The sequence below is a fragment of the Nocardioides mesophilus genome (genome assembly GCF_014395785.1).
GTDB classification, from domain to species: Bacteria; Actinomycetota; Actinomycetes; order Propionibacteriales; family Nocardioidaceae; genus Nocardioides_B; species Nocardioides_B mesophilus.
In genome coordinates this window covers 1049043-1064300 of sequence record NZ_CP060713.1, presented here as the reverse complement: position 1 = coordinate 1064300, position 15258 = coordinate 1049043, and the positions used below count along the sequence as shown (strand labels likewise).

Genomic DNA, 15258 nt, shown 5'->3' with positions numbered 1-15258 from the left:
AAGAAGAGGATGTCCCGTGCCGACTGGCAAGGTGAAGTGGTACGACGCCGAGAAGGGTTTCGGCTTCCTGTCGAAGGACGAGGGCGGCGACGTCTACGTCCGCTCCGACGCACTCCCTGCCGGGACCCCCGCGCTCAAGCCCGGGTCGCGGGTGGAGTTCGGGATCGTCCAGGGACGCCGCGGGGACCAGGCGCTGCAGGTGCGGCTGCTCGAGCCGACCCAGTCGGTCTCGAAGGCGCTGCGCAAGAAGCCCGCCGACATGGTGGTGATCGTCGAGGACCTCTACCGGCTGCTGGAGCCCCTCGAGCAGAGCTACCGCAACGGCCGGCACCCCGATCCCAAGACCGCGAAGCCGACGGCGAAGCTGCTGCGCGCCCTGGCCGACGAGCTCGAGCTCTAGATGACCTCGGTCGTGCTGCGGGTCCGGCTGGTCGGTGGGGACAGCATGGACGTGGTCTACGAGCACGCCGGCACCGAGCCGGACGGCGACGTGGTCGACCACGTCGTCACCACCCTGAGCGGGGACTCCGGGGCGCTGCGCTGCCGTCACGGCGACCGGCTGCTGGTGATCTACGGCCGCGGCGTCGCGGCCCTCGAGGTGGGGCCGCGCGGCGCCATCCTGTGAGGCGCTTCAGGCCGTGCGGGTCCGCCGGTTCGTGGCCACCACCCAGCCGGTCCACGCCACCAGGACCGATGCGGTCACCCCGAGGCCGACCTGCGGCACCAGCGGCAGCGTGATCCCGAGAAAGCCGCCGAGCACCCAGGACAGCTGGAGCAGCGTCTCGACGCGGGCGAAGGCGCCGGCCCGGGTCTGCTCGGGGATCTCGCGCTGGATCAGGGCGTCGAGCGACAGCTTCCCGAACGACTGGGTCAGCCCGGCGGTGAGGCCGAGCAGCACCGCGGTCGGCAGCCCGTAGAAGAGCGCGGTCGTCACCGTCACCGCCACCGCGACCACCAGGGTGAGGACGACGGTGAGCTCGGGGCGGACCGTGCGCAGGGCCGAGCCGAGGGCGACGCCGAGCGTGCTGCCCAGACCGGCGGAGCCGATCACCAGGCCGAGCAGCAGCTCGGGACGGTCCTCCCAGCCGGGGAACGGCCGGTCCCGCAGCAGGAACGCCATGAACATCGTCAAGAACCCCGAGAGCAGCCGCAGCCCGGCGTTGCAGCGCAGCCCGAGGACCACCGAGGCCGGCGTCGCGGTCCGTCGGCGGGCTCCGGGAAGCCCCGACCCCTGGCCGTCGGCGGGGTTGTCGACGCGGGCCGGCAGCAGGACGGCCAGCACGGTGGCGACCGCGAACACGGCGAAGGCGTAGCGCAGCGACCACTCCGCGCCGACCGAGGCCGCCAGGACCGCGATCGGCGCGGACACCGCCGCCCCGGCCACCCCGGCGAGCGAGATCCGGGAGTTCGCCCGCACCAGCGTCAGCTGCTCGGGCAGCAGCCGGGGCACGGCGGCCGCGCGGGTCACCCCGTAGGCCTTCGAGGCGACGAGCACGCCGAGCGCCGCCGGGAACAGCGCGGCGGAGCCGGAGCCGACCGCGTCGGCGAGCACCCAGCACAGGAAGCCGCGGGTCGCCATGGTGGCGCCGATGGCCCAGCGGCGCCCCTGGCCGAAGCGGTCGAGGAGCGGGCCGATCAGCGGGGCCACCACCGCGAAGGGCAGCATCGTCATGGCCAGGAAGAGCGCCACCTGGCTGCGCGCCTGGTCGGTCGGCACCTGGAAGAACAGCGTGCCCGCCAGGCTGATCGCGACCGCTGCGTCCCCGGCGGCGTTGAACGCGTGCAGCTCGATCAGCCGGGACAGGCCGCTCTGGCCGGCGCCCTGGGCGTGGGTGGCGCGCCGCGCCTGCCGCACGGTGTAGCCGGCCGCCGTACCGGTCGCGGAGCCGACCCGACGCACGCCGCGTCCCATCCCGCGCCCCACCGCCCGGGCACGGCCCGCCGGTGGGGAGCCTGCCCCGTCGACCCGCCCTCGTGCGCCGGCATGGCTCCATCTTGCCGGGACGACGCGTCGTACGCCGGTCCCGACACCCGATCCCGGCCCCGGCCGGACAACCGCGGGGGTCGTAGGGAAGAATCGCGAGGGTGACGACCGCGACGAGGAACCCCAAGCTGGACGCCATCGGTGGCCAGGCGGTCGACGCTGCCCGCGACGTGCTGGTCGAGCTGGTGAGCGCGCAGGACGTTGGCGAGCACCTCGGCGAGATCGCCGAGGACGAGCGGGTCGTCACCCATCTCTTCGCCTGCACCCGGGTCGGCTACCGCGGCTGGCGCTGGGCCGTTACCGTCGCCCGGGCCCCGCGGCAGAAGGTGGTCACGGTCGACGAGGTCGTGCTGCTGCCCGGCGACGACGCGATCGTGGCTCCCGAGTGGCTGCCCTGGCGCGACCGCATCCAGCCCGGAGACCTGGGCCCCGGTGACCTGCTGCCGACCGAGGACGACGACCCCCGCCTGGTGCCCGGCTACACCGCCGGCGACCAGGTGATCGACGACGAGGCGGTCAGGGAGGTCGCCGACGAGCTCGGCCTGGGCCGGCCTCGCGTGCTCTCCCTCGAGGGTCGCGAGCTGGCGGCGCAGCGCTGGTACGACGGCTCCCACGGGCCCGAGGCCCCGATCGCCCAGTCGGCCCCGGCGCCGTGCGGTAGCTGCGGCTTCCTGGTGAAGCTGGCCGGGCCGCTCTCCCGGGTCTTCGGCGTCTGCGCCAACGCCTACGCCAACGACGACGGCCGGGTGGTCTCCTTCGACCACGGCTGCGGCGCGCACTCCGAGGCGCAGCTCAGCAAGAAGAGCCTGCCCGCCCCGCTGCCGGAGCCGGTGCTGGACACGTTGACCTGGGACGACCTCGAGAAGTTCTGAGCCCGGGGTCCGGCCCACCCGCGTGAGGGGAGCCGCTCACCCCTGCGCGGCGTCGCGCTGCTGGCGCCGGTTGCGCCGCCGTCGGCAGTAGTCCCAGCCGAGCACGCCCAGTCCGAAGCCGGCCAGGCAGGTCCACAGCCACCAGCTGCGGTCGTTCTCGGCGAGCCGGCCGGAGAACGGCAGCAGCAGCACGAACGCGACCAGCCACAGCACCGTCCCGACCGCGACCGTCCGCACGCCGTCCACGTCGAGGGGGTCGACGTCGGCGATCAGGTAGGACCGGTTGCCGATCTCGTGGCTGCGGACCGCAGACGACTCGGCCGGCTCCTCCGGTTCCTCCGGCTGCACGGGCTGCTCCACGTCTCGAAGATAGCCCAGCGGCCGGTCCAGCGTCCGGGCAGGGCGAGTGGCCGACCCGCGCTCTGGCAGGATGTGCGATTGGCCGGACGGCCTCGCCGTCCACGCCACCCCACCCGTCGCACGCTCCCCCTGCGCAGAGCGAGGAACCCCTGTCGTGGACCGCTTCTTCAAGATCACCGAGCGTGGCTCGACCGTCGGCCGTGAGATCCGCGGCGGCGTCGTCACCTTCTTCACGATGGCCTACATCATCGTGCTCAACCCGCTGATCCTCGGCTTCGCCCAGGACGCGGACGGCCAGTTCCTCGGCGGGGGGTCGGCCCCGAACCTGCCGACCATCGCCGCCTGCACCGCGCTGGTCGCGGGGGTGCTCACGATCGCCATGGGCGTGGTCGCGAACTACCCGCTGGCGCTGGCCACCGGCCTCGGGCTCAACGCCTTCGTCGCCTTCTCCATCGCCTCGGGCATGACCTGGGCGGACGCCATGGGGCTGGTGGTCCTCGAGGGCCTGGTCATCCTGGCCCTGGTGCTGACCGGGTTCCGCACGGCGGTCTTCCATGCGGTCCCGGCCCAGCTGAAGGTGGCCATCAGCGTCGGCATCGGGCTGTTCATCGCGCTGATCGGCCTGGTCGACGCCGGCTGGGTGCGCCGGCTGCCCGACGCGGCCAACACCACGGTGCCGGTCGGCTTCGGCATCAACGGGTCGCTGCAGGGCTGGCCGGTGCTGGTCTTCGCCTTCGGGCTGGTGCTGATGATCACGCTGTTCGTCCGGGGGGTCCGCGGCGCCATCCTCATCTCGATCCTCGTCACCACGGTGGTCGCGATCATCGTCGAGGCGGTGGCGAACGTCGGGCCCACGGTGAACGGCGACACGGTGAACCCCCGCGGCTGGAACCTCAACGTGCCCGCGTGGCCGGACTCGATCGTCGATCTGCCCGACTTCTCGCTGCTCGGCACCTTCGACCTGTTCGGCTCGTTCGAGCGCGTGGGCGTGGTGACCGCGCTGCTGTTCGTGTTCACGCTGCTCCTCGCGGACTTCTTCGACACGATGGGCACGATGACCGCGATCGGCGCGGAGGCCGGGCTGCTCCAGGAGGACGGCACCCCGCCGCGGACGCAGCGGATCCTGGTGGTCGACTCGATCGCGGCGGCCGCCGGCGGCGCTGCAGGCGTCTCGAGCAACACCTCCTACATCGAGTCGGCCTCCGGTGTCGGCGAGGGGGCCCGCACCGGGCTGGCCAGCGTCGTCACCGGACTGCTCTTCCTGCTCGCCACGATCTTCGCGCCGCTGGTCGAGGTGATCCCGAACGAGGCCGCCGTCCCGGCGCTGGTGCTGGTCGGCTTCCTGATGATGCAGCAGGTCAAGAACATCCACTGGGACGACGTGGAGATCGCGATCCCGGCGTTCCTGACGATCATCCTGATGCCGTTCACCTACTCGATCTCGGTCGGCATCGGCGCAGGCTTCCTCGCCTTCGTGGTCGTGAAGACCGCCCGCGGGAAGGTCCGCGAGATCCACCCGCTGATGTGGGTGGTCGCGTTCCTGTTCGTGCTGTACTTCGCGATCGAGCCGGTCCGCCAGCTGATCGGCTGACGGCGGCCGGCCCGGACGGGTCCGAAGACCCGTGCGGGGGGTCCGGGGCCGTCCTAGCCTGCTGCCATGGGCTCTGCGATCACCGCCGAGGGGTTGGTCAAGACCTTCGGTGCCACGCGCGCGCTGGACGGCCTCGACCTCGCGGTGGAGACCGGGGAGGTGCACGGGTTCCTCGGACCGAACGGTTCCGGGAAGTCGACCACGATCCGGATCCTGCTCGGGCTGCTGCGGGCCGACCGCGGCCGGGTGAGCGTGCTCGGGGGCGACCCATGGAGCTCGGCGGCCGAGCTGCACCGGCGGCTGGCCTACGTGCCCGGCGAGGTGAACCTGTGGCCGAACCTCACCGGCGGGGAGGTCATCGACCTGCTGGCGCGGCTGCGCGGCGGCATCGACGTACGCCGGCGGGACGAGCTGCTCGAGCGCTTCGACCTCGACCCGACCAAGAAGGCCCGGTCCTACTCCAAGGGCAACCGGCAGAAGGTCGCGCTCGTCGCCGGGCTCGCCTCGGAGGTGGAGCTGTTCCTGCTCGACGAGCCCACCTCGGGGCTGGACCCGCTGATGGAGGCGACGTTCCAGGACTGCGTGCGCGAGCTGCGCGCCGACGGCCGCACGGTGCTGCTCTCCAGCCACATCCTCGCCGAGGCGGAGGCGCTCTCCGACCGGGTCAGCATCATCCGGGCAGGCCGGATCGTGCAGACCGGGACCCTGCAGGAGATGCGGCACCTGACCAGGACCACCGTGGTGGTGCGCACCGAGCGGCCCTGCGACGCGATAGCGGCGGTGCCCGGCGTCGCGCACGTGAGCCACCTGGACGGGTCGGTCTCCTTCGACGTGGACACCGACCACCTCGACGACGCGATGGACTACCTCGCGCCCCTGAAGATCACCTCCCTGATCAGCCACCCGCCGACCCTCGAGGAGCTGTTCCTGCGGCACTTCGGTGACGTGGTGGAGGCGGCCGACCGATGAGCGCCCTCACCGGCACCCCCCAGCTGGTGCGGCTGGTGCTGCGTCGTGACCGGGTCTGGCTGCCGGTGTGGGTGCTCTCGCTGGTCGGCATCACCTACGTCTCCGCTAACGCGGTCGTCGGCACCTACGACACTCCGGCCGAGATCCTGTCCTACGCCCGCAACATCGGCAGCAGCCCGGCCACGATCGCCTTCGACGGTCCGCCGGTGGCGCTGGAGACGATCCAGGGGATCCTCGTCTACGAGACGTCGCTGACGGTGCTGCTCGGGGTCAGCCTGATGGCGATCTTCACGGTCGTGCGGCACACCCGGGCCGAGGAGGAGGTCGGCCGGACCGAGCTGCTCGCGTCCACGGTCGTGGGCCGCCACGCCGCCACCGCCGCCGCGATGTTCGTCGCGGTGGCGGCCTCGGTGCTGGTCGGGCTCGGGGTCACCGTCTCGGTGCTCCCGCACTCCTTCGGCACCAACGCGGCGCTGCTCTACGGCGCCTCGGTCGCCGCGCTGGGGACGGTCTTCGCCGCCATCGCGTCGGTCGCCGCCCAGCTGCTCGGGCACGCCCGCACCGCGCGCGGGGTGTCGCTGAGCGGCCTGGGCGTCGCGTTCGCCCTCCGGGCCCTCGGCGACGTGAACGACAACGCACTGGTGTGGCTCTCGCCGATGGGCTGGTCGCAGCAGGTGCGGGCGACCGAGGCGAACCGGTGGTGGCCGCTGCTGCTCTCCGTGGTCTTCTCGGCCGGCCTGGTCGTGCTGGCGGGCGCGCTCACCGTGCGTCGCGACATCGGCTCCGGAGTCCTTCCCGACCGTCCGGGGCCGGGGAGCGCCGGCCGGTCGCTGTCGACGCCGCTGGGGCTGGCGTGGCGGCTCCAGCGCGGCTCGGTGCTGGCCTGGGGCGTCGCCCTGCTGCTGTTCGGGATGCTGTTCGGCTCGGTCAGCAAGGAGGTGCAGAACATGGTGGCGGACAACCCGACGCTGGCCCAGTACTTCGAGCGCACCGGCGGGAACATCACCGACGCCTACTTCTCCACCGCCCTGCTGCTGATGGGGATCGCCTCGGCCGGCTTCGCGGTCGGCTCCGCGCTGCGCCTGCACACCGAGGAGGGTGCGGGCCGTCTCGAACCGGTGCTCGCCGGGGCGGTGACCCGGACCAGGGCGATGCTGACCCCGCTGCTCATCACGGTCGGCGGATCGGCCCTGCTGGTCCTCGCCGGCGGACTCGGTCTCGGGATCGCCGACGCACTGGTCACCGGCGACACCTCCTCGGTGCTCCGGCTCACCGGGCTGGCGCTGGTGCACCTGCCCGCGGTGCTGGTGCTGGCCGCGGTGGGGGTGCTGCTCACCGGCTGGTGGCCCGGCGGTGCGCTGCTCGCCTGGGTCGGCATGGCCGTCTGCTTCGTGATCGGGTGGCTGGGCGGCCTGCTCGACCTGCCGTCCTGGGTCACCACGCTCTCGCCGTTCGAGCACGTCCCGTCCGTGCCGGTCGACCCGGTGACGGTCGGCCCGCTGCTGTGGCTGTCGGTGCTGGCCGCCGGGCTCACCGCGCTGGGCGTGATCGGCTTCCGCCGCCGCGACATCGGCTGAGCGACTCCACCGGCGCCGCCGGGGGATCTGTCAGAGGCCTGACGGCCGCACTTCCCGGTCATCTACTGAGCGCAGGGTGAGAAGGGCTCGGACGGCGCCCGTCAGCCGGCAAGCAGCGCGCAGGGTGACCGCTGGTTGCTGTTTTCGGGCGGGAAGCCAGCAACCAGCGCGCACGGTGACCGCTCGTTGTGCGCCGCCGGCCGCACGGGGACCGGCAGCCGCTGTCCGTGGCAACGAGCGCGCACGCCGTACCCCTCCAAAGCGCGGGAAATAGTTAGCAAGGGTAATGAGTTAGGCTAAGCACATGAGTCCTTCCGTGGAGCAGGTGGCGCGCACCGACACCGGTCTGGCCTCGATCCTGCGGGTGTCGGTGGCCAGGCTGAGCCGTCGGCTGCGCTCCGAGCGGCACCCGGAGAACGAGCTGCTGCCGGTCGGACAGCTGTCGGTGCTCGGCGCGCTGTTCCGCAACGGGGAGTGCTCCGTGGGCGAGCTCGCCGCGCTCGAGCGGGTGCAGCCGCCGTCGATGACCCGCACGGTCAACTGCCTGGAGGAGGGCGGGTACGTCGTCCGCCGCCCGCACGAGACCGACCGGAGGCAGGTCGTCATCGCGCTGTCCCAGCGGGGCGAGGAGACGCTGGCCGCGGACCGTCGCCGCCGCGATGCCTGGCTCGCCCAGCGGCTGCGCGAGCTCACCCCCGAGGAACGCCAGGTGCTGCGTCAGGCGGCACCCCTGATCGAGAGGCTGGCCCACGCTTGAGTCCCACGTTCCGTGCGCTGTCGAACCCCAACTACCGGCTCTACGCAGCCGGTGGTGTGGTGTCGAACACCGGGACCTGGATGCAGCGCGTCGCCCAGGACTGGCTGGTCCTCCAGCTCACCGGCAACAACGGCGCCGCCCTGGGCATCACGACCGGACTGCAGTTCCTGCCGATGCTGCTGCTCTCGCCGTACGCCGGGCTGATCGCCGACCGGTTCCCCAAGCGCCGGCTGCTGCAGGTGACCCAGCTGATGATGGCCGGGCCCGCGCTGCTGCTCGGCCTGCTCGCGGTGACCGGGGTCGCGCAGACCTGGCACGTCTACGTGCTGGCGTTCGTGTTCGGCATCGGCACCGCCTTCGACGCCCCGGCCCGGCAGTCCTTCGTCAGCGAGATGGTCGGCCCCGAGGACCTCACGAACGCGGTCGGCCTCAACAGCGCCTCGTTCAACGCCGCCCGCATCGTCGGCCCGGCCCTCGCCGGCTTCCTGATCGCCGCCGGTGGCGGGGGAGCGCAGGCGACCGGCTGGGTGATCATCGCCAACGCGTTCAGCTACGGGGCGGTGATCTTCGTGCTGCAGCGGATGCGCACCGCCGACCTCGACACCCCCGAGCTGGTCGCCCGGGGGCCGGGGATGATCCGTGACGGGCTGCGCTACGTCCGCAGCCGGCCTGACCTGATGCTGGTGCTGGCGATCGTGTTCTTCGCCGGCACGTTCGGCCTCAACTTCCAGATGACCTCCGCGCTGATGGCCACCGACGTGTTCGGCAAGGGGGCCAGCGAGTACGGCCTGCTCGGCACCACGATGGCGGTCGGCTCGCTCTCCGGGGCGCTGCTCGCCGCGCGCCGGGGCCGGCCGCGCTACCGGCTGGTGGTGCTCGCCGCGCTCGCCTTCGGCACCTTCGAGGTGCTCGCCGGGCTGGCGCCGACGTACCTCACCTTCATGCTCTGGACGCCGGTGCTCGGGCTCACCGCGCTGACCATGATCACCGCCGCCAACGCGACGGTGCAGCTCGGCACCTCGCCGGCGATGCGCGGGCGGGTGATGGCGCTCTACATGATGATCTTCATGGGCGGCACGCCGGTCGGTGCCCCGATCATCGGCTGGATCGGTGAGTCCTTCGGGGCCCGCTGGACGCTGATCGGCGGCGGCCTGGGCACCGTGCTCGGCACGCTGCTGGCGGCCGCCGTCTTCAGCCGGACGCAGGGGCTGCTCGACCCCGAGGTCAACGACCGGCCCCGGCTGGCCCGCACCGCCTCCCGCTGACCGCTCGGACGACGGTAGCCAGCGGGACCGGCGCCCGGATCAGGCCCGCGTGGCGAACCACGGGTGGTGCAGGTCCATGAACTGCATGTCGGAGACCATCTGCTCCCACGACCGCATCGCCTCGGCGGCCGCACCGGTGTCCGGCGCCGCCTTCGCCTCGCCCTCCCGAGCCGCGGCCTCGTCGGTGAACGCGACGGTCTCGATGAAGCTGCCGTCGGGCTCGATCGCGAACGTGGCACCGAGGATCTCGGGCCGGGCCTCGTGGAGCATCGTCTCCATGTCGTGCAGGCCGGCCTCGAGGGCGTCCGGGTCGCGGAGCCGGCCGCGGATCACCTGGACGAAGCCCGCCTCGTCGGAGCCGCCGTCCATCATCATCAGCACCCGGTCGCTGTCGTGGAACTCCGGCGGTGAGTCGAACAGCTGCTCCATCTGGGCCCACCACGCCTGCTGCTCGGGGCGGGCCGCGTTGGCCTGGGCGGCCTCCAGCGACTCGAACCGGACGACGGCGATCATGTCGCCGTCGTCGGTGAAGCCGTAGGTGCCGCCGAGCCAGCCGATCGCGTGCGGTGCCATCTCGGTCGACCAGCGGTCGGCCAGCGCCCGCATCTCGTCCTGCCGGCTGCACTTGCCCTGGATCACCTGGATGAACATGACTGCCTCCTGTCGAGCGTGAACGGTGACCCCCTCTCTCGGACGGTAGGACCAGGCTCCGGGGCCGTCCAGGGACGAACCGGGCCGTCTGGACCGCGGATCCGGGATGGCGTCGCGCGCAGCCTCCGGCTGGTTCCTGGACCACCCCGATCCGCAGACCTAGGGTGAGACTCCGGCCACCGGGCCGAGGGAGACAGGAGCGAGAGATGGCCGAAGTCGTGCTCTTCCACCACGTGCAGGGCCTCACCGACGGCATGCAGGCGTTCGCCGAGGGGCTGCGTTCCGGTGGCCACACGGTGCACACGCCGGACCTGTTCGACGGTGAGCAACCGGCGAGCATCGAGGCCGGCGTCGCGTTCGTCCGCGGCATCGACGACGAGGTGCTCGACGGGCGAGCCGACCGCGCGGTGGCCGACCTGCCCGCCGGCCTGGTGTACGCCGGCTTCTCCTACGGCGCCGCCACCGCGCAGCGGCTCGCCCAGACCCGACCCGGGGCACGCGGCGCGCTGCTCTACGAGTCCTGCATCCCGCTCACCGGTGACTGGGCGTTCGGCCCCTGGCCCGACGGGGTTCCGGTGCAGGTCCACGGGATGGACCAGGACCCGTTCTTCGCGCTGGAGGGCGACCTCGACGCTGCCCGCGAGCTGGTCGGGACGCTCGGCCCGGACCTGGCCGAGCTGTTCCTCTACCCGGGCGACCGGCACCTCTTCGCGGACAGCTCGCTGCCCTCGTACGACGCGGACGCGGCCGCGCTCGTCGTGCAGCGCTCGCGGGGGTTCCTCGACCGCGTGGGCTGACCCCCGCCGTGGGACTCCCGAGCATCACGCCTAGGGCGAGCCGCCGGAGAGCATGAAGATCATGAGCGCCAAGACGGCGACCAGGCCGAGGGTCGTGAGGGCGGACAGTCCTGCCAGCACCCTCCAGGCGGTTCGCCGGTCGCGGACCACACCGAGGGTGCCTGCGACGACGGCTGTCAGGGCGGCCGGCGCGGCGAGAAGGGTCAGGCTGCTGAAGCTCAGCAGGCCGACCCAGGTGATGGCTGCGCTGATGGGCGCGACCACGCTCCAGATGCTGCCCCGGCGGGCGGGCAGCTCAGTCGTCCCGGAGGGCACGGTGCTGGTCGACGTTCCGCCCCGCGTCCGGGTCTGGCACAGGGTCAGGGTCGACAGTCGCGATGGTGTCGTCCAGCCGCAGGTCCGGCGGCAGCCTGCGGTAGTCCCTCCCGGGTTCCACAGCACCCTCGGGGTGGTCGTCTGCTGCTGTCATGGTCCGAACCTAGTCCTCGGAAGCCGAGTCAGAGCCACAAACGGATCGGGTCGCGTCGGCGCGCTCGATGTTGCCGGACACGCGCGGGCACCGGCAGGCGGGGACGTACGTCACCGACGATGATGGCTGTCCGCAGGAAGGAGGAGTGGTGATCGGAGACGACCAGCGCCGCGTCGCGTACGGCGTCGTGTCCCTCCTCTGCCTGGCGTGGGCAGCACTGGGCGTGGCCGGCATCGTCACGGCCTACGCAACGCCCGTCGGGATGGACGGCACGGGTGGGTATCTCTTCCTGCTCGCAGTCGCGGGGGCCGGCCTCGTCGTGATCGCGTTCTCGGCATGGGTGACCGGGATCAGGGCGATCCGGCGAGCCGACGCGGGGGTGCGTCGTTGGCGCACGCTGCTCGTCGTCCTGGGTGTCGGCTCCGTGACCAGTGCGTTGGGCGGGGTGATGGTGGTCGCATCGCTTCCAGTACTGGGGGCACTGCTGGCGTTCCAGTCTGTTGCGCTTCTGGGTTTGGCGGCGATGCTGCGGCCCGTGCCGGCTACATAGGCTTTCCGTGGTGGCGGCTCCGGTCCGGCCTGTCGCGAGCAGATATTCGTTCCTCGAGCGCTCGTGAGCGTCGGACTTCGAGGAGGCCGATGATCGCGTACCCCAGGCTCAACAGCACCAGTGGCATGGCGATGAACCACGCGATCGACTCGTCAGGGACGGTGAATGCCCAGACGGCATTGAGGATTCCGCCGACCAGACCTCCGACGAGCAAGTCTTTGCTCGATACGGCGGGATCGACGTGGATGAAGCGGCGTGGACCCGGCACGTGCGTCGGGAAGGGTCGAAGGTCGTGCGCCATCGCCTGCGGGCACCTGGTGACTTGGGTCCCTCGCGGAGGGGTCTTCCCGCCCGACGTCTCCACCGCGATCCGGACGACGATGGAGGCAACGCGAGGGAGGAGGCGAGATGTACCTCTTCCCGCACACCTCGACCGGCCGGCGTGCGCTGTGGTTGTTGCTCCCCGTGCTGCTCTACCCGCTGTACTGGTCCGTGCTACGCCTGATCCCCGACTCGTGGCGGGCGGTGAGCATCGGAGCGGGGATCGTGATCATCGGCCTCGCGGTCGCCTCGCTGGTGACCGCCGGCATCGCCGTGGTGCGGGACCGGGAACGCTCGGTCCTGCTGATCGTGGTCGCGTCCCTGACCTTCCTGCTCGTCGTCGCGTTCGCCCTCGGTGAGGCGCTCGGCGGCCACTGAATTTCCCCACCGCCGCGCCGCACTCAGGTCGGCACAGGTGCCGCCGCCCGGGATCAGCGGTCGACGAGCGTGGTCTCGAAGGCGTAGAGGTCGGGCCGGTAGAGGTGGGTGCCGAACTCCACGGCGCGACCCTGGTCGTCGAACGACGTGCGCTGCATGGTCAGCAGCGGATCTCCCGCAGTGCCCTCGAGCAGCCGCGCCTCCTCGGCGTCGGCCTTGCGGGCGCTGATCGTCTGGTGCGCCACCCGCAGGTGGATGCCTGCCGAGCGGAAGTGCTCGTAGAGCCCGGTGGCCGAGAGATCGACCGCGCCGAGGTCGGCGACCTGGCCGGGGACGTAGTTGCGCATCACCGCCAAGGGCCGCCCGGCCACCCGGCGCAGCCGGTCCAGCCGCCACACCGGCGTTCCCGCGACGATCTTGAGGTGCTCCGAGATCGCGTCCGGGGCGGGCTGCAGCTGCAGGTCGAGCACCACGGTCGAGGGCTGCCGACCGGCCCGGAGCAGGTCGTCGTTGAGGCTCGTGAGCTCGACCGTACGGCGGATCGGGGCGTGCACGACGAGAGTCCCGACGCCTCGCTTGCGGACCACCAGGCCCTGGTCGACCAGTGACTGGATCGCCTGGCGCAGGGTCGGGCGGGACAGGCCGAGCCGGTCGGCGAGCACCACCTCGTTGGCGATCCGGTCGCCGGGCAGCAGCTCGCCGTCGCGGATGGCGCGCTCGAGCTGCTCGGCCACCTGGTGGTAGAGCGGCACCGGGCTGGAGCGGTTGACGACCACGTCCGGGAAGGACGACACCGGGCCTCCTTCGAGTCTGCACCCGAGCCGTGGGGAGCATAGCGGTCGGCGTCGGCTGGTGTCAGTACGTCCTTATGTCCGGACAAACCATTGACACCACGGGAGCGGGTCAGAACAATCGCGACCATGGACCCGATCCCCGCGCAGTCGCTCGTCTCCCGGTTGGCCGGGGCACCGATCTCGTGGGGGGTCTGCGAGGTCCCCGGGTGGGGCTACCAACTGGACTCCGGCTCGGTGCTGGCGCAGATGCGCGAGCTCGGCCTCCACGCCACCGAGTTCGGCCCGGCCGGCTTCCTGCCCGACGACCCGGTGGCGCGCGCAGCCGAGCTGTCCCGGCACGGCCTGCGGGCGGTCGGGGGCTTCCTGCCGGTGCTGCTGCACGACGAGGGGCACGACCCCTTGCCCGAGGTCGACGCGTTCATCGACTCCTGCCTGGCCACCGGCGCCTCGGTCGTGGTGCTGGCCGCCTTCACCGGTGTCGAGGGGTACGACGCCCGGCCGGTCCTCACCGCGGACGGCTGGACGACGATGCTGGCCCGCCTCGACACCATCTCCGACCACGCGCGGGCCCGCGGGGTGGTGGCCTGCCTGCACCCGCACATCGGCACCCTGGTCGAGAGCGGCGAGGAGACCGAGCGCGTGCTGGCCGGCTCGCGGGTCGGCCTCTGTGTGGACACCGGTCACCTGCTGGTGGCCGGCGCGGACCCGGTCGCGCTCACCGCGAAGTATCCGGACCGGGTGGTGCACGTGCACCTGAAGGACGTCGACGGCGAGCTGGCGAGGGAGGTGGCCGCGGGCCGGACCACGTTCGGAGCGGCCGTCCGGTCCGGGATCTTCCGGCCGCTGGGTCAGGGCGACGTCGACGTGGCGGCGCTCGTCAGGACGCTCGAGGCCTCCGGCTACCGGGGGTGGTACGTCCTGGAGCAGGACGTGATGCTCGACGGGCGGCCCGACGGCGGCCCGTCGAAGGGGCCCGCCGCCGACGTGGCCGCGAGCCTGGAGTTCCTGAGCGGGCTGGCCGGATGAGTGCCGGGGAGGGGCGGCCCGAGGCGATGCGCGAGCTCGCCGACCTCCTCGCGGTCCGGGTGCACGAGCCGGAGCGGATCACCCGGCTCGCCGCGGCCCGGACCCGTCCGGACAGCCTGGCCGGACAGACCGGCCGGCTGCTGCTCGTGGCCGCGGACCACCCGGCCCGGGGCGCGCTGCGCGCCGGCGCCGACACACTGGCGATGGCCGACCGCTGGGACCTGCTGCGACGGCTGCGGATCGCGCTGGCCCGGCCCGGGGTGGACGGCGTGCTCGGGACGGCTGACGTGGTCGAGGACCTGCTGCTGCTGGGCGCGCTGGAGGGCAAGGTCGTGATCGGGTCGATGAACCGGGGCGGCCTGGCCGGCACCGTCTTCGAGATCGACGACCGGTTCACCGGGTACGACGCGGCCGCCGTGGAGCGGACCGGCCTGCAGGGGGGCAAGATGCTGCTGCGCATCGACCCCGACGACCCGATGACCGCCCCGACCCTGGAGGCCTGCGCCGCGGCGGTCGGCGACCTCGCCGGTCGCGGGCTGATGGCGATGGTGGAGCCGTTCCTCTCCCACCGGCACGAGGGCCGGGTCCGCAACGACCTGAGCACCGAGGCGGTGATCCGCGCGGCCGCGGTGGCCTCCGGGCTGTCGTGGACCAGCGCACACACCTGGCTGAAGCTCCCCGTGATCGACGACATGGAGCAGGTGCTGGCCGCGACGACCCTGCCGGTGCTGCTCCTCGGCGGCGAGGTCGGCTCTGACCAGGGGCTCCAGTTCGCCCGGTGGAAGCAGGTGCTCGCCGGCCCGCAGGTGCGGGGCATGGTCGTCGGACGCTCACTGCTGTACCCGCCGGACGGCGACGTCGCCCGGGCCGTCGACGCTGTCGTGGGGATGATGTGAG

Annotated in this window: 20 protein-coding genes; 13 read left to right on the top strand and 7 right to left on the bottom strand. The window is 72.3% G+C overall.

Features of this window, described 5'->3' with window-relative positions:
• Positions 1-16: 16 nt before the first annotated feature.
• Positions 17-400 (top strand): cold-shock protein, encoded by a 384-nt coding sequence (locus H9L09_RS05065; RefSeq protein ID WP_187579625.1) that lies wholly within the window; start codon positions 17-19, stop codon positions 398-400.
• Positions 401-625 carry a hypothetical protein gene (locus H9L09_RS05060; protein ID WP_187579624.1) on the top strand — a complete coding sequence of 75 codons (225 nt, stop codon included), beginning with the start codon at positions 401-403 and terminating at the stop codon, positions 623-625.
• 6 nt (positions 626-631) lie between these two features.
• Here the strand turns inward: H9L09_RS05060 and H9L09_RS05055 are convergent, their stop codons facing one another.
• Entirely contained in the window at positions 632-1912 is a 1281-nt protein-coding gene (locus H9L09_RS05055) for an MFS transporter (protein WP_187579623.1), read from the bottom strand.
• Between the two features lie 164 nt (positions 1913-2076).
• Between H9L09_RS05055 and H9L09_RS05050 the strand changes: the two genes are divergently transcribed.
• Positions 2077-2856 carry a DUF3027 domain-containing protein gene (locus H9L09_RS05050; RefSeq protein WP_187580685.1) on the top strand — a complete coding sequence of 260 codons (780 nt, stop codon included), beginning with the start codon at positions 2077-2079 and terminating at the stop codon, positions 2854-2856.
• 36 nt (positions 2857-2892) lie between these two features.
• Here the strand turns inward: H9L09_RS05050 and H9L09_RS05045 are convergent, their stop codons facing one another.
• Entirely contained in the window at positions 2893-3216 is a 324-nt protein-coding gene (locus H9L09_RS05045; RefSeq protein WP_246456282.1) for a DUF2530 domain-containing protein, read from the bottom strand.
• Positions 3217-3286: 70 nt separating this feature from the next.
• Between H9L09_RS05045 and H9L09_RS05040 the strand changes: the two genes are divergently transcribed.
• The 5 genes from H9L09_RS05040 to H9L09_RS05020 all read left to right on the top strand — a co-directional run bounded on the left by H9L09_RS05040 (position 3287) and on the right by H9L09_RS05020 (position 9375).
• Positions 3287-4807, top strand: coding sequence for an NCS2 family permease (locus H9L09_RS05040; RefSeq protein WP_187579622.1), 1521 nt, complete (start codon positions 3287-3289; stop codon positions 4805-4807).
• Between the two features lie 66 nt (positions 4808-4873).
• Positions 4874-5776, top strand: a complete 903-nt coding sequence (locus H9L09_RS05035) for an ABC transporter ATP-binding protein (protein WP_187579621.1) — start codon at positions 4874-4876, stop codon at positions 5774-5776.
• Positions 5773-7353, top strand: a complete 1581-nt coding sequence (locus tag H9L09_RS05030) for an ABC transporter permease (RefSeq protein ID WP_187579620.1) — start codon at positions 5773-5775, stop codon at positions 7351-7353. Before H9L09_RS05035 ends, H9L09_RS05030 begins: the two co-directional genes overlap by 4 nt.
• Before the next feature lie 304 nt (positions 7354-7657).
• A complete protein-coding gene (locus H9L09_RS05025; protein ID WP_187579619.1) occupies positions 7658-8110 on the top strand; it encodes a MarR family winged helix-turn-helix transcriptional regulator in 453 nt (150 codons plus the stop codon).
• Complete coding sequence (locus tag H9L09_RS05020) at positions 8107-9375, top strand: MFS transporter (RefSeq protein WP_187579618.1); 1269 nt, start codon at positions 8107-8109, stop codon at positions 9373-9375. Before H9L09_RS05025 ends, H9L09_RS05020 begins: the two co-directional genes overlap by 4 nt.
• A gap of 39 nt (positions 9376-9414) precedes the next feature.
• Here the strand turns inward: H9L09_RS05020 and H9L09_RS05015 are convergent, their stop codons facing one another.
• Positions 9415-10026 (bottom strand): hypothetical protein, encoded by a 612-nt coding sequence (locus H9L09_RS05015; protein WP_187579617.1) that lies wholly within the window; start codon positions 10024-10026, stop codon positions 9415-9417.
• Positions 10027-10232: 206 nt separating this feature from the next.
• Between H9L09_RS05015 and H9L09_RS05010 the strand changes: the two genes are divergently transcribed.
• Positions 10233-10823 (top strand): dienelactone hydrolase family protein, encoded by a 591-nt coding sequence (locus tag H9L09_RS05010; RefSeq protein WP_187579616.1) that lies wholly within the window; start codon positions 10233-10235, stop codon positions 10821-10823.
• Positions 10824-10853: 30 nt separating this feature from the next.
• On the opposite strand, the gene H9L09_RS05005 is transcribed toward H9L09_RS05010, so the two are convergent.
• Both H9L09_RS05005 and H9L09_RS05000 read right to left on the bottom strand, forming a co-directional pair.
• The gene (locus tag H9L09_RS05005; RefSeq protein ID WP_187579615.1) at positions 10854-11087 is read right to left on the bottom strand and encodes a hypothetical protein; all 234 of its coding nucleotides are present in this window, start codon (positions 11085-11087) and stop codon (positions 10854-10856) included.
• 31 nt (positions 11088-11118) lie between these two features.
• Positions 11119-11292 carry a heme biosynthesis protein HemY gene (locus H9L09_RS05000; protein ID WP_187579614.1) on the bottom strand — a complete coding sequence of 58 codons (174 nt, stop codon included), beginning with the start codon at positions 11290-11292 and terminating at the stop codon, positions 11119-11121.
• 148 nt (positions 11293-11440) lie between these two features.
• Here H9L09_RS05000 and H9L09_RS04995 point away from each other — a divergent pair, with 148 nt between their 5' ends.
• A complete protein-coding gene (locus tag H9L09_RS04995) occupies positions 11441-11842 on the top strand; it encodes a hypothetical protein (RefSeq protein WP_187579613.1) in 402 nt (133 codons plus the stop codon).
• On the opposite strand, the gene H9L09_RS04990 is transcribed toward H9L09_RS04995, so the two are convergent.
• The gene (locus H9L09_RS04990; protein ID WP_187579612.1) at positions 11835-12143 is read right to left on the bottom strand and encodes a hypothetical protein; all 309 of its coding nucleotides are present in this window, start codon (positions 12141-12143) and stop codon (positions 11835-11837) included. The genes H9L09_RS04995 and H9L09_RS04990 overlap by 8 nt on opposite strands.
• Positions 12144-12250: 107 nt before the next feature.
• Here H9L09_RS04990 and H9L09_RS04985 point away from each other — a divergent pair, with 107 nt between their 5' ends.
• Complete coding sequence (locus tag H9L09_RS04985) at positions 12251-12541, top strand: hypothetical protein (RefSeq protein ID WP_187579611.1); 291 nt, start codon at positions 12251-12253, stop codon at positions 12539-12541.
• Between the two features lie 53 nt (positions 12542-12594).
• Here H9L09_RS04985 and H9L09_RS04980 read toward each other — a convergent pair whose 3' ends face one another.
• The gene (locus H9L09_RS04980; protein WP_187579610.1) at positions 12595-13335 is read right to left on the bottom strand and encodes a GntR family transcriptional regulator; all 741 of its coding nucleotides are present in this window, start codon (positions 13333-13335) and stop codon (positions 12595-12597) included.
• Positions 13336-13461: 126 nt separating this feature from the next.
• On the opposite strand from H9L09_RS04980, the gene H9L09_RS04975 reads away from it, so the two are divergent.
• Together H9L09_RS04975 and H9L09_RS04970 are read left to right on the top strand one after the other, a co-directional pair.
• The gene (locus tag H9L09_RS04975; RefSeq protein WP_187579609.1) at positions 13462-14361 is read left to right on the top strand and encodes a TIM barrel protein; all 900 of its coding nucleotides are present in this window, start codon (positions 13462-13464) and stop codon (positions 14359-14361) included.
• Positions 14362-14387: 26 nt separating this feature from the next.
• A complete protein-coding gene (locus tag H9L09_RS04970) occupies positions 14388-15257 on the top strand; it encodes a Cgl0159 family (beta/alpha)8-fold protein (protein WP_187580683.1) in 870 nt (289 codons plus the stop codon).
• Position 15258: the final 1 nt, after the last annotated feature.